14 protein-coding genes are annotated in these 12,801 nt (G+C 34.7%); 9 read left to right on the top strand and 5 right to left on the bottom strand.

Translation table 11 applies throughout. The features are described from left to right. Positions 1-21 precede the first annotated feature (21 nt). The 6 genes from GYX25_RS05775 to GYX25_RS05750 all read left to right on the top strand — a co-directional run bounded on the left by GYX25_RS05775 (position 22) and on the right by GYX25_RS05750 (position 5,657). Positions 22-1,308, top strand: a complete 1,287-nt coding sequence (locus GYX25_RS05775; RefSeq protein WP_174786926.1) for an ABC transporter permease — start codon at positions 22-24, stop codon at positions 1,306-1,308. A gap of 20 nt (positions 1,309-1,328) precedes the next feature. Beyond that, positions 1,329-2,468 (top strand): ABC transporter permease, encoded by a 1,140-nt coding sequence (locus GYX25_RS05770; protein WP_238785985.1) that lies wholly within the window; start codon positions 1,329-1,331, stop codon positions 2,466-2,468. Between the two features lie 10 nt (positions 2,469-2,478). Then, entirely contained in the window at positions 2,479-3,138 is a 660-nt protein-coding gene (locus GYX25_RS05765; RefSeq protein WP_091346207.1) for an ABC transporter ATP-binding protein, read from the top strand. Positions 3,139-3,158: 20 nt separating this feature from the next. Then, positions 3,159-3,692: a DUF4418 family protein gene (locus GYX25_RS05760; RefSeq protein WP_091346205.1), complete on the top strand. Its 534-nt coding sequence runs from the start codon at positions 3,159-3,161 to the stop codon at positions 3,690-3,692. An 85-nt stretch (positions 3,693-3,777) separates the two neighbouring features. Next, on the top strand, positions 3,778-4,989 hold the full coding sequence (locus GYX25_RS05755) for an ABC transporter permease (RefSeq protein ID WP_174786925.1): 1,212 nt from the start codon (positions 3,778-3,780) through the stop codon (positions 4,987-4,989). Between the two features lie 2 nt (positions 4,990-4,991). Continuing rightward, positions 4,992-5,657: an ABC transporter ATP-binding protein gene (locus GYX25_RS05750; RefSeq protein ID WP_091346202.1), complete on the top strand. Its 666-nt coding sequence runs from the start codon at positions 4,992-4,994 to the stop codon at positions 5,655-5,657. Between the two features lie 24 nt (positions 5,658-5,681). Here the strand turns inward: GYX25_RS05750 and GYX25_RS05745 are convergent, their stop codons facing one another. After that, entirely contained in the window at positions 5,682-6,263 is a 582-nt protein-coding gene (locus tag GYX25_RS05745; protein WP_174786924.1) for a Maf family protein, read from the bottom strand. A 1-nt stretch (position 6,264) separates the two neighbouring features. Continuing rightward, complete coding sequence (locus tag GYX25_RS05740; RefSeq protein WP_174786923.1) at positions 6,265-6,669, bottom strand: GNAT family N-acetyltransferase; 405 nt, start codon at positions 6,667-6,669, stop codon at positions 6,265-6,267. A gap of 142 nt (positions 6,670-6,811) precedes the next feature. Here GYX25_RS05740 and GYX25_RS05735 point away from each other — a divergent pair, with 142 nt between their 5' ends. Next, positions 6,812-7,240 (top strand): universal stress protein, encoded by a 429-nt coding sequence (locus tag GYX25_RS05735; RefSeq protein ID WP_174786922.1) that lies wholly within the window; start codon positions 6,812-6,814, stop codon positions 7,238-7,240. Positions 7,241-7,479: 239 nt separating this feature from the next. On the opposite strand, the gene GYX25_RS05730 is transcribed toward GYX25_RS05735, so the two are convergent. Together GYX25_RS05730 and rlmKL are read right to left on the bottom strand one after the other, a co-directional pair. Next, positions 7,480-8,562 carry a hypothetical protein gene (locus GYX25_RS05730; RefSeq protein WP_174786921.1) on the bottom strand — a complete coding sequence of 361 codons (1,083 nt, stop codon included), beginning with the start codon at positions 8,560-8,562 and terminating at the stop codon, positions 7,480-7,482. Between the two features lie 246 nt (positions 8,563-8,808). Next, positions 8,809-10,929: a bifunctional 23S rRNA (guanine(2069)-N(7))-methyltransferase RlmK/23S rRNA (guanine(2445)-N(2))-methyltransferase RlmL gene (gene rlmKL / locus GYX25_RS05725; protein WP_174786920.1), complete on the bottom strand. Its 2,121-nt coding sequence runs from the start codon at positions 10,927-10,929 to the stop codon at positions 8,809-8,811. Positions 10,930-11,126: 197 nt separating this feature from the next. On the opposite strand from rlmKL, the gene GYX25_RS05720 reads away from it, so the two are divergent. Then, positions 11,127-11,288 carry a hypothetical protein gene (locus tag GYX25_RS05720; protein ID WP_174786919.1) on the top strand — a complete coding sequence of 54 codons (162 nt, stop codon included), beginning with the start codon at positions 11,127-11,129 and terminating at the stop codon, positions 11,286-11,288. A 13-nt stretch (positions 11,289-11,301) separates the two neighbouring features. Further along, complete coding sequence (locus tag GYX25_RS05715; protein WP_174786918.1) at positions 11,302-11,880, top strand: hypothetical protein; 579 nt, start codon at positions 11,302-11,304, stop codon at positions 11,878-11,880. Between the two features lie 561 nt (positions 11,881-12,441). Here the strand turns inward: GYX25_RS05715 and GYX25_RS05710 are convergent. Continuing rightward, positions 12,442-12,774, bottom strand: a complete 333-nt coding sequence (locus GYX25_RS05710) for a hypothetical protein (protein WP_091122968.1) — start codon at positions 12,772-12,774, stop codon at positions 12,442-12,444. Positions 12,775-12,801: the final 27 nt, after the last annotated feature.

The raw sequence follows: 12,801 nt of genomic DNA, 5'->3' as shown, positions 1-12,801 counted from the left end.
GCGTATTAAAAGGAATAGGTTATGTTTCGCAGAATGTTATGTAGTGTATTAGTTCACCAAAAAAAGAAACTCTTTCTTATTGCCCTAACGGTTGCTTTGGGCGTTTCGCTTGCTACCGCCATGTTAAATGTGATGTTTGACGTGGGGGATAAAGTGAACCAAGAATTAAAAGCCTATGGTGCTAATCTCAATATCGTTCCTCGTGGTAGTTCTGTAATTAGCGAAATGTATCAACTTGATAACAATGATAAAGGGCAAGCTGTGCAGTATATTAAGCAAGATGAACTTGTCAAAATTAAGATGATATTTTGGGCCTATAATATCGTTGATTTTGCGCCTTTTCTAACAACTCAAGCGACCTTTCATGATAACCCTATTACGGTGGTGGGCACTTGGTTTAATAAACATCTTAACATACCAACTGGCGATCAGGTTGATACGGGCATGTTAGCTATGAAATCGTGGTGGACAATTGACGGTAAGCCCATGACCGATGACAATTTGCAAGGTGTGATGGTAGGTGAAACTGTTGCGAAACAGTGGAATTTAAAGCTAGGTGATGCGATAGATATTATCTCAATGCAAAACAACAAAAAGCTTACTCTGACAGTGAATAATATTTTTCATAGTGGGGGCGTAGAAGATGCTCAAATTTATGTATCGTTACCTGTTGCACAAGATCTTGCCAATAAAAAAGGGCTGGTTGAGCGTGTTGAGGTGAGTGCATTAACCACCCCCGAAAACGAATTAGCGCGCAAAGCGGCGCAAGATCCGAATAGCTTATCTAGAACCGAGTGGGACACATGGTATTGTACCGCTTATATCAGTTCAATAGCTTATCAACTTGAAGAATTAATGCCTGATGTTAGAGTCAAAGCTATTATGCAAGTGGCTGAATCTGAGGGGGCAATATTACAAAAAACACAATTATTAATGTTATTGCTGACTATCTTATCGTTGATTTGTTCGGCATTGGCGATTTCAAATTTGGTGACAGCTAATGTTATTGAACGTAGTACCGAAATTGGCTTATTAAAAGCGCTTGGCGCAACCAATACAGCGGTTGCGATGTTAATATTAACTGAGATCTTAATTATTGCCTTACTTGGTGGTTTTTTTGGTTACTTTATTGGGCTTGGCTTTGCGCAAATCATTGGTCATACCGTATTTGGATCGTTTGTTCAGCCTAAAATGATCATTGTGCCTTTAGTCCTAATTATGGTTAGCTTGATCACCTTGTTAGGTAGCTTACCGGCATTGCGCATTATGATGTTTTTACGTCCAACAGATGTGCTACATGGTCGATAAGGTGAAAGGTCACTATCATGATGAATAAAAATAGACGCTTTATTATTAAAACGGTGTTTAGTTCACTTATCCGCCGCCGTTCTCGTATAGCTATTGCTTTGCTTGGTGTTGCAATTGGCGCAACAGTGCTCCTTGGTATGATTACGCTTTGTTATGATATACCACGGCAAATGGGGCAAGAGTTCCGTTCTTATGGTGCTAATCTTCTATTGTTACCTGCTAATAATCAGCCAACGGTGGCAATGACGGATGTTAATAAGGCGGTGAGTTTTTTGCCAAAAGATAAATTACTTGGCGTGACCCCGTTTCGTTATGAGTCAATTCGCAGTAATCAACACCCTTATACTATTGTGGGAACAGACTTTAAGCAAGTAACTAAAACCAGTCCTTATTGGCACATTGAAGGTACGTTGCCACAAAATCCACATGAAATAATGATTGGTACCGATATTGCTAATTTCGCTAAGTTAACCATTGGTAGCCCTGTGACCATTTCGGGTAAATCTAAACAAGACTCACGTTTTGATGAGGACCTGAAAGTCACCGGCATTGTCAAAACGGGGCGCTCTGAAGATGGTTTTATTTTTATTGACTTACATGATTTAGAACAGTTATTTGAAGAAAGAGAACAAGCCGAAGTAGTCGAAGTGAGTATTACGGCAACTGAACTTGAGTTACAGCAGTATATTGAGACACTCAAACAACAATCTAGCACAATCGATCCACATTTGATTAAATGGGTGACAAAATCTGAAACCCTGGTACTTGGTAAATTATCATCGTTACTTTATTTAGTCACTTTTGTGGTATTAATACTAACTATGATTTGTGTGGCCACCACCATGATGACTGTGGTCATGGAACGCCGCAAAGAGATTGGTCTTAAAAAAGCAATCGGGGCAACTAACCAAAGTATCGCAAAAGAGTTTTTAGCCGAAGGATTAGTTTTAGGTATCGTTGGGGGCATGATTGGGGCTATTTGTGGATTTATTTTTGCGCAAATCATCAGTACCAATGTATTTGGTCGTTCAATTATTATTGAGTTTTATCTAATCCCGGTCACCATTATTATTTCGGCGATAGTTACGGTGATTGCGTGTTTAATTCCGGTAAAACGTGCACTTGAGGTTGAACCAGCGTTAGTTTTACGTGGTGAATAGGATATAAAGTATGAATATACTCGAAGTAAAAAATGTGTCTAAGATTTATGGTTCACTGCATGCATTGTCTGAGGTGAATCTAACGGTTGAGGAAGGGAATTGGTTATCGATCATGGGACCATCTGGTAGTGGTAAAACGACTTTGATGAATATCATTGGTTGTATGGATAAACCTTCACTTGGTTCGGTTATTCTCGATGGACAAGATATTACTCAGCTTTCCTTATCCCAATTGACAGAAATTCGCCGAGATAAGATAGGCTTGATTTTTCAACAATTCCATCTAGTACCGTATTTAACAGCACTAGAAAATGTTATGGTCGCCCAGTATTATCATAGTATGGTCGACGAAAAAGAAGCCATGCAAGCACTTGAGCGGGTAGGGCTTGCCGCCCGTGCTAAGCACTTACCGCGACAGTTATCGGGGGGAGAACAGCAACGAGTTTGTATTGCTAGGGCATTAATTAATTATCCTAAGTTAATACTAGCCGATGAACCAACTGGTAATTTAGATGAAAGCAATGAAGCGATGGTTATGAACTTACTACATCAACTGCACGAAGAAGGCAGTACAATCATTGTGGTTACTCACTCACCAGAAGTATCAAAACATGCTCAAACCACAGTAGTACTGGAGCACGGCAAAGTCGCGCGTATCATTAATAATTAACCAACAAAAGGTTGTCGTATATGAAAAACCGTATTATTTCGTCAAGTATCTTTATTGTCCTTGGTGTATTAATTATTTTATTTCCATTATATATCTTACCTGTTTGCCCACCGCCTGAAAATGCTGTGATGCCAGTTGATACAATGAGTCATACCATGAATGATTCAATGGGTGGCACGGTAAGTAATGCTATGGATAGAGCAAGTAGTGAGCTTGCCCATAGCGGACACATGCATGCTGCTGGTGCAGGGAAAATCATGAAGTGTTTTTGGACAGCAAGAGCTGAAATTGGTGTCGGTTGTTTAGTCATTGCCATTGGCGTATTACTACTGATTAGTCGTACTGTTTTTGTTCGAATGGGATTAAGCATGGCTCTTGCCTGTATTTCTTTATTAGCTATGGCTATTCCAACCATTTTAATTGGTGTCTGCTCAAACGAGATGATGCGATGCAATATGGGCTCTAAACCAGCTTTGGTGTTGTTATCTAGCTTATTATTTATTGTAGCTGTAGTTAACACTTATTACTTAAATAAAAAGACTAAAAATCGATAGCTAATTGTTAGCAAACATCAACCATACTCATCTTTGCCTGATATAGGCAAAGATAGCCTTTTAATAAAACAAGCAGGAAGTCATCATGCAAGAAAAACCGCTCACCATGGCCAATTTAGCGTGGCGAAACATTCAGCGACGACCATTTCGAAGTTGTTGTTTGATTATTATCATTATGCTTTTTGCAGCAACGCTATTTGGTGGTAGCGTGCTGATGAAAAATCTTAGTCTTGGTATTTCGGGCATGGCTAACCGATTGGGGGCTGATATTCTTATTGTACCTTATGGTTATGAAAAAAATATGGAAGTTGCTCTATTGCGTGGTGAACCAAGTAGCTTTTATTTAAAAGTCGATTTGATTGATAAAATCAAAGGTATCAAAGGCATTGATGCTATTTCACCCCAGCTATTTATAGCTTCATTAAATGCGGGATGTTGCACAACAAAAGTACAGTTAATCGGGTTTGAACAGCAGAGCGACTTTGTGATAAAACCTTGGCTACAATCGCAACTGACGCAACCGTTAACCGACAATCAAGTGGTTGTAGGTGCTAAAATTAACTCACAAGTCGGGGATGAAATCATATTTTTTAATCATCCCTTCAAAATTGCCGCTAAAATGGATAGTACAGGGATGGGATTTGATACCTCTGTCTTTATGACTATGTCTGCAGCACAATCATTAATGAAAAATGCAAAATTAGTGGAAGGGGATGTTGACCATTTTGCTGATTATGCCTCGTCGATTTTTATTAAGGTCAATTCAGATTATCAACCTAAAGATATTGTTAATCAAATTATGCCCAGATATGCCATGGACTATAATATCGATTTTGTTATGACCAAAGGAATGCTAAGCAATATCGCTAAATGGTTAACAGGCTTTTCAACCATTGTCTATAGCTTATCGGCTATTTTTTGGGTGTTAGCCATTATTGTGATTTTTGTGATATTTTCTTCAACCTTAAATGAACGCAAGCGTGAAATTAGTTTATTACGAATACTGGGCGCTTCACGTCGAGATTTAGTTAACATGTTGTTGCGTGAATCATTAATTATCAGTGCATTAGGTGGAATTGCAGGCATTTTCATTGCGGCAGTATTACTTTATGCATTTAGTTTATTAATCTGCCAATCTATTGGTTTGCCATGTATGAATATTTCGCTATTTGATGCAGTGTTGTATGCAATTGTTGTTTTTATTTTGACGCTAATTATTGGTCCTTTATCAAGCATTTATGGTGCCTTATCAATGACTAAATTTGATACTTATAGTACTCTTAGAGAGGGCGAATAATAATGTTACTGAATGTTAAAAATCTACGTAAAGATTACACAAGAGGACAACAAACCTTTTCAGCAGTGAATAATGTTAGTTTTTCAATGACAAAAGATGACTTTATTTGCATTATGGGTAAATCGGGCAGTGGAAAAACCACGTTACTTAATATGATTGCTGGTTTACTGACGCCAACACAAGGCAAAATCACTATTAATGATACTAATTTGTTTGAGCTTAATGATCAGCAAGTTTCTGCCTTTCGCAATCAGCATATTGGTTATATTCCTCAAGGTAGCAGTTTACTACCTAATTTAACGGCAATTGATAATATTCGACTGCCTTTTTATTTAACCAAACGAGAAAACCAAAATCCCTTAAATGAAGCCAAGAGTTTGCTTGAAAAAGCCAAAATAAGCCACTTACAAGATGCGTATCCAGCTAATATGTCTGGTGGTGAAATGCGTCGTATTGCGATACTGCGAGCACTAATTTGTAGACCTCAAATAATTATTGCCGATGAGCCAACCAGTGATCTTGATGAAGAGAGTGCAACCGAGATTATGCAATTACTTACTCAAATTCATCAACAAGGTACAGCGTTATTGATTGTTACTCATGATCACGATGTTGCCCATTATAGTCAAAAAGTTATGAAAATGTCAGCAGGACGATTTATTGATTAATGGGTTTATTTATTAGCTCAATTGTTATATTAAAAGTGGATTACAGCCCATTTCGATCATAATTTTATTGAGTTTTAGTAATGGCAATCCAACCAATGAATTTATATCATCGCCTTCTAGTTTATCAAACAGGGTAATGCCCAGTTCATCACATTTAAAACTGCCAGCACATTGTAAAGGCATCTCTTTGCTAATGTAGGCATCAATTTCTGAATCAGTTAAGTGCCGAAAGGTCACTTTAAATGGTTCGCAAATGGTAGTTTGTTGTTGAGTTTTGGTATTAATTACTGTCATTCCCGTATAAAAATAGAAGGCTTTACCGCTGCTTTGTCGAAGTTGTTTGCGGGCATTATCAACCGTATGCGGTTTGCAAACAATATTATCGTCTAATACGCCGGCTTGATCCGAGCCAATAATTAAACTATCAGTAAATTGTGCAGCTAATGACTGTGCTTTAAGTTTAGCTAGCCGAACCACCAATTGCTGAGCTGATTCGCCGACTAGCGGTGTTTCATCGCATACAGGTGGCACACACTCAAAAGGGATAGCTAATTTTTCGAGCACCTTTTTACGTGATGGTGAAGTCGAGGCTAATATGATTCTCATTTTAATTATCTCTTAAAATCCAAGCTGAAGGATGCGCATTAAAACCGATATGAGCATAATAATCAACTGCCTGTGGTGCAGCTAGTAGAGTAATTGAACATGATTTGTCAGTATTGTTTTTCACTTCTTTAATCAATTGCTTTCCGATGCCTTGTCGTTGATAATTTTCATCAACCGCGAGATCTGCCAAATAAGTGATATAAACAAAATCGGTTAAACAACGCGCAATGCCAATGAGTTTATCATCATGCCAAGCAGTTACCACCAAATTCGCATTATCTAACATAGCTTGAAAGCGTACGGTATCGGTAAGTGGACGACGCTTGCCTAAGGAGCAGTGGCGATAAAGGGTGGTGGCTTGTTCGAGTGTCGGTTTGACATCAGTACGATAAATAATGCAATTCATGTTGATCTCTATCATAAAACGAATAAAAATAATTAAGAGTTACATTTAAAATTAGTATCATATTAACTAAGTAAGGTATATTTTATATTCACTGAATATATAATCAAATCTATAACAAAGCAAGTCAAAGCAAGGGGGAGTTATGTACAAAAAAATTTTAGTTCCTATCGATGTGCTTGAAGATGAATTAACTAAAAAAGTCATTCCACATGTAGAGTGCTTAGCCAGATTGTCTAATGCTGAAGTCATCTTTTTTCATGCCTTGCCTGTTTCATCGGCTATTATCAATGCTTACTCTTTTGGATTTGATGAATTTAAAGATCATGCAACAGTACAAACGGAACAATACCTTCATCAATTAATGGATTCGATTAATTTACCGCATGAACATTTATCTTTTTCTATCGCATTTGGTCATCCAAGAGATGAAATCCTTGCATTAGCTGACGAAATCAAACCAGACTTAATAATTTTAGGCTCGCGTCGTCCTAATATTTCAACGCATCTTTTAGGATCGAATGCGTCAGGAGTGGTGCGTGGAGCTAAAACGGCGGTGCTTGTGATTCGGTAGGTTTAGCATTATATGTTAAGTATGTCTTTTTAGAAGGCACCGTTGTAATTTACTTTTGATCAGTATAGTTAGGTAAGCAGGAGGAATTTAATGTAAAAATTCCCCCTGATAAATAATTTGAGCTTTTAATTTTAGTCACTTAATGTGTAAGTTATAAAAGATGCAAAATCAATTACTTCTATCTTTTTTGTCGATATTGATGATAGGACAAAATTAAGCTCTAACTTGGTAAGTTAACGCTAATCGTCATCTTCTTCTTCATCCTTATCTTTTTCTAAGCTTACTAATGATCGTTTAAAGTACTTAGTTAATAATTCATTGATATTTATCATATCTTTTAATTGAACAATATTTTTTCTTGTTATTTTTTGGCTGACGTCTTGCAGATCTCCATAAAATACTATTTTTGCACTTTTTTTGTCATTAAGCCATTTTATATAATCTGTTATCTTTTTATCCAAATAGAAACGATACTTTTCAATTACTTCTTGCTTGGTGAAAAGCAACTCATATATTGTAAGCTCTTTATTAGAGTTGATAGTGTAAAAACGCGTATTAATAGAAGAATATGTTGCCTTATTTTGATTGATAGTAAACTTTTTAATCAAAGCCTTAGTGCCTTTATATGTAATATCTACTACGGGAGCAACCTCTAGATTTGTAGAAATAAATATGTCAATTTTTAGAGGTGATGTTGAATTATCCATTGAAAATAAATATCGATTGTCATAACCTGTTGTAAAAGATAGTTGGTGTTTTTTCATATAGTGAATTAATAATTTTAAATCATCTGGGTTTGTGATTTTTTTGCTTAAATTGAGAAAATCATTGAGATATTCTTTTTGTATTTGTAACCCATTTGAAAAAGTAACTTCATAAATATTATCTTTTGTGACAGTTACTGTTTTAACCACAACATCATTTAGATTAGGAATTTTTATTTTTTTCAAATCCTGTACATTTTTCTCTATTTCGCTGTATTGATCTGGTCGAATTAGGTATTTTAGTCCATTAAATTCAATTTCTTTTGAAAAACACTGTTCTTTTAAATAAAAAATTTCACCATTTTCTAGATTAAATTTATGGAATAAACAATCATTTGCTACAAAGCTATCAAGGAAGACAACTTTCATTGCACTATATTTATTTGCTGGCAAGGATATTTTTGTATCTGTAAGTGGATCTGTGTAGAAATGCGAGTATTCGCCAGTTTTTATAACATTGGGATCGTATTTGTTGAGTATAAATTCATCGGCTAATGATGTGCTCGGAATAAAATTCGACAATAACATCAACGCCAAGTAAAAAATTGTTCTTTTCATTTATATCCTTATAAATAATTGTTGGTAATATGTGAGTTATGTTGTACTAGCAATAATAGAGTCGCAAAGATAGTTTAATAAATTAGACTAGTTGTGTTTTATTTATTTGTATTTATTATAATAAAGTATTTTCTAATAAAAAATTATTGAAATAAAGTCATTAAAAAATCAGTTAGAAAAGGTATTGATTTTATTTAATTTTTTTGTCTTTTTTGTGTAAATTAACCGCCTTATTGGCGGTTTTGTTTATTGATGCTTTATAATAAAACAGCAGTGAATTTGTTTATTGCGCTTAAAATCAAGCGAAAGGGTTTTATTAGTAATCTCTTGATAGGTGAGCCCCAGATTTTGCATACCGAGACTATCCATTTTAAAACCACGCTTATTGTTGGAGAAAATGATAGTACCATTAGGTCTTAACAGACGTTTTAAATCCGTCATTAATTTTAGATGATCACGCTGAACATCAAAGGTATCGTGCATACGTTTTGAATTCGAAAATGTCGGCGGATCGATAAAAATTAAATCGAATTGCTCATCAGCCTGAGATAAATAGAGCAAACAGTCTGCCTGAATTAATCGATGTTTTTTACCTGTTAAACCATTTTGTTTTAAATTACGATCAGCCCATTCCAAATAGGTGCGAGACATATCGACCGTGGTGGTTGATTTTGCTCCGCCAAGTCCAGCATAAACTGTTGCACTACCTGTATAGGCAAATAGATTTAAAAAATCCTTGCCGGCACTTATTTCACCTATCATTTTTCGCGCTAAGCGATGATCTAAAAACAATCCTGTATCTAAATAATCGGTCACATTAACCCAAAATGCGGTTTTGCGTTGATTAATTGGGTATTCATGTACTAAAAAGTAGTCCTGCTTTTGTCCAAGCTTTTGGTATTGCTGTTTACCTTTTTGCTTTTCACGCGTTTTTAATACTAGCTGATCGGCAGTAAGTTCAAGTACTGACATGGTTGCATTGATAATATCAAAAAGTCGCTGGCGTGTTTTTTGTGGATCAATATTTTTAGGTGCGGCATATTCTTGCATCACTATTTTATCTTTATAACGATCGATAGCAACGTTGTATTCAGGTAAATCCGCATCATAAAGTCGATAGCACTCTAGCTGTTCTTGAGCAGCCCATCTTTCTAACTTTTGCTTATTTTTGCGTAATCGATTAGCAAAGTCTGTAGCTGGCAACGTTGGATTATTGATTGGATGTTCAGTGTTACGCTTAGCAATGACATAATTTTTTTGTATACAGTCCAGTGGACCATTTTTGGCTTTGAATTGTCTATCTGCTCGCATTTGTAAACAATCTAATAACTGCGGAGCGCCGCTAAATAGCGATAATTTCCACCCACCAAAATTTTGTTTAATTTGTTGACCCAGTGCGGTATGCAAAGCAATAAGTGCTGGCTCGCTTTCTAAGCGTTCGCCATAAGGTGGATTACTAATAATCATACCTGTTGTTTGTGCTAGTAATGGATTACTTAATTGTGTTACATCTTGCATCGAAAACGTAATTAAATCACCCACGCCTGCTTGGATGGCATTTTGTTTGGCTCGATCAAGTACTGCTGGGTTATTATCGTAACCAATAAAAGGGGTATTGGGTTTACAAATATTGTGTTTGGCTGAAAATAATAGCTCATTCCATAAAGTTGGATTAAAGCCTTTCCAAGCAAAAAATCCCCATTGTTTGCGTTGTAATCCCGGTGGGATTTTTGATGCAATCATAGCGGCTTCAATCAGCAGCGTGCCCGAGCCACACATCGGGTCAAGCAGTGGTTCATCACTTTGCCAACCTGAACGCATAATAATGGCAGCAGCAAGGGTCTCTTTTAATGGTGCTTGCCCTGTTTGCTGGCGATAACCACGCTCATGTAAGCTATTACCACTCAAATCTAAAGACAGTGTGACACGGTTTTTATTTAAATAAGCATGAAGCCGAATATCCGGATCTTGCTTTGCTACATTGGGCCTTTGGTTTGTATTACGTAAAAAATGATCGACAATGGCATCTTTGATCTTAAGTGCACCATATTGGCTATTACGAATAAACTCATTAACACCAACAAAGTTGATCACAAAAGCGTTATCGACAGCAAAAATATCAGTCCATTTAATATTGAACACGCAAGAATACAGATCTAAATCGCTATAGATATCAAATTCGGCTATTGGCAATAAAATGCGTGACGCTAAACGTGACCACAATAGTGATTGATATACAGTTGTTTCGTCAGCATCAAAATAGACACCGCCTTGTGCAATTTTACAATTAATCGCACCAATTTGTTCTAACTCTTTTTTTAATAACTCTTCAAGCCCGCGAGATGTGCTGGCAAATAGCGTTTTCATGCATAATCCACTTTACAATAAAATTGCTGGCATTATACCGACTAATTGCAATGGTGGGAAATAAAGGCTGAATTTAGTCAGAAGAATTAGAACGTAGCTCAAATATAAAAATTTTTTTGATCAATTTATCGTATAATTAAATATAATTCGCTACCGTACTTTAATATGAAAATAATGGATATAGGAAACTAATAAGTATGAAAAGCTTAGTATCAGGAATATTAGGCATTTTTATTTGTGGTTACTCATATGCTGAAGTAGATACTAAAGTGTATAACAATTATCTTTCATTATACATTCCAGAAATAGCACCACATTCCGAACTAATAAAACATCAAGATATTTATTACATCTATTGATTATTCAGATGCAATGAGATTTATAGACGGAAAATTAGTTATAGAATCAAATAATAGAGGTTTAATTATTTTTAGTGGTAACGAAAAATACAAATCAACACTGTTTTATGATTATGTTAAAAATATTATTGTATGGAATATGAATGATAAACCTTTTACTCAAATTAAATTAACTCTTGATAAAGATGAAAATATTATTGAATCTTCTTCATTAAATAGTTTTAATTTCCATTATCAGTATGATTATGATGAACAAAAAAGATTGGTAATGTCCATGGGAAATGGGGCAAATATTAATGCAAAAAACCAATTTTTCTATACAAACAATAATATGTTGAAATCTATTTCTGAGGAAAAAAAGATCCTTAAAGCTTTTTATAATAGAAAAATAGAGTTTATTTATGATGATAATAATAAACTGAAGAAAACAATACAAACTCATTATTTAGATGAAAATAACTCAAAAATAGATAAGACAATAATGTGTTATTTCACCGATCATAATGAAAATGGAGATTGGACAAAAAGCCATTGTATTAAAGATGGAAATATTGATTTAGGTGATATAACAAGAATAATAGAATACTGGTGATAAATAAAATTAAAAAGTTAACATCCCCCCCAAAAAAATGAACGCCATGATTTAAATGATATGTCCATTAGTATTAATCAAACAAGGATAACTCATTATGAAAAACGATTCACTGAAGAACAAATCATAAAATGGTCTCGTAAATAAATTTGTGTATTTACCTATTTTTGAATCACTCTTTTCGCCTTGAATAATTTTTTATTTAGATTTTTTCTGTTTTATATAAGATTTAGGTTTTTCTAACCATGATAAAGGAAAGAATGAATAAAAGAGAAAAAACGCAAATGCAGAAAAAACTAATGGTTTATATTCAGAGGAATAACTAATGATAGTTTTGTGAGCGCAAAGAATAAAAATATGAGTCAATCCAATAATAAAACACAAAAATAACATTATTCGCCTTTCCCATCTTAAACGCTTATTTTCCATATAATCTACTCTACTATATCCCCTATAACGAATAGTAACAAAAATAGGTAGAATAGAAACAAGATAAAATAAAATATAAATCAAAATAACCACGTTTAACACTTTCTCCTTTTACCTTGAATAATTTTTTATTTAAATTTTTTCTTTTTTTATGTGAGATTTAGGACTCTCTAACCATGATATAGGAAAGAGTGTATAAACAATAAGAAATATGTATGCTGAAACTAAAATAGGCTCATAGCCTAAAATAGAATTATCTAGGCTATCTAATTTACTTTTTAGTTCACCTGCAACTATTACTTGAAAAATTAAAGCGATATAATTAAAAAATAGCGCCCATCGTTTTTTCCAATTCAATTGCTTATTATATTGGTAATCGCTTATTGTATATTTTCTAAATCGATAAGAAATAATAATAGGCAAAAGAGATAAAAAATAATATGCAATATAGATTAATATAATCATATGTGCTATTCCTTTTCTTAAATATGA

Origin of the sequence: Gilliamella sp. ESL0254 (genome assembly GCF_013344985.1) — a bacterium.
GTDB lineage: Bacteria > Pseudomonadota > Gammaproteobacteria > Enterobacterales > Orbaceae > Gilliamella > Gilliamella bombicola.
The sequence above is the reverse complement of the archived record's forward strand: the minus strand, read 5'-3'. Positions and strand labels throughout refer to the sequence as shown.

Coding starts and splice junctions, on each gene's coding strand:
- GYX25_RS05775 (WP_174786926.1), top strand. CDS start 22: ATGTTTCGCAGAATGTTATGTAGTGTATTAGTTCACCAAAAAAAGAAA.
- GYX25_RS05770 (WP_238785985.1), top strand. CDS start 1,329: ATGAATAAAAATAGACGCTTTATTATTAAAACGGTGTTTAGTTCACTT.
- GYX25_RS05765 (WP_091346207.1), top strand. CDS start 2,479: ATGAATATACTCGAAGTAAAAAATGTGTCTAAGATTTATGGTTCACTG.
- GYX25_RS05760 (WP_091346205.1), top strand. CDS start 3,159: ATGAAAAACCGTATTATTTCGTCAAGTATCTTTATTGTCCTTGGTGTA.
- GYX25_RS05755 (WP_174786925.1), top strand. CDS start 3,778: ATGCAAGAAAAACCGCTCACCATGGCCAATTTAGCGTGGCGAAACATT.
- GYX25_RS05750 (WP_091346202.1), top strand. CDS start 4,992: ATGTTACTGAATGTTAAAAATCTACGTAAAGATTACACAAGAGGACAA.
- GYX25_RS05745 (WP_174786924.1), bottom strand. CDS start 6,263: ATGAGAATCATATTAGCCTCGACTTCACCATCACGTAAAAAGGTGCTC.
- GYX25_RS05740 (WP_174786923.1), bottom strand. CDS start 6,669: ATGAATTGCATTATTTATCGTACTGATGTCAAACCGACACTCGAACAA.
- GYX25_RS05735 (WP_174786922.1), top strand. CDS start 6,812: ATGTACAAAAAAATTTTAGTTCCTATCGATGTGCTTGAAGATGAATTA.
- GYX25_RS05730 (WP_174786921.1), bottom strand. CDS start 8,562: ATGAAAAGAACAATTTTTTACTTGGCGTTGATGTTATTGTCGAATTTT.
- rlmKL (WP_174786920.1), bottom strand. CDS start 10,929: ATGAAAACGCTATTTGCCAGCACATCTCGCGGGCTTGAAGAGTTATTA.
- GYX25_RS05720 (WP_174786919.1), top strand. CDS start 11,127: ATGAAAAGCTTAGTATCAGGAATATTAGGCATTTTTATTTGTGGTTAC.
- GYX25_RS05715 (WP_174786918.1), top strand. CDS start 11,302: ATGAGATTTATAGACGGAAAATTAGTTATAGAATCAAATAATAGAGGT.
- GYX25_RS05710 (WP_091122968.1), bottom strand. CDS start 12,774: ATGATTATATTAATCTATATTGCATATTATTTTTTATCTCTTTTGCCT.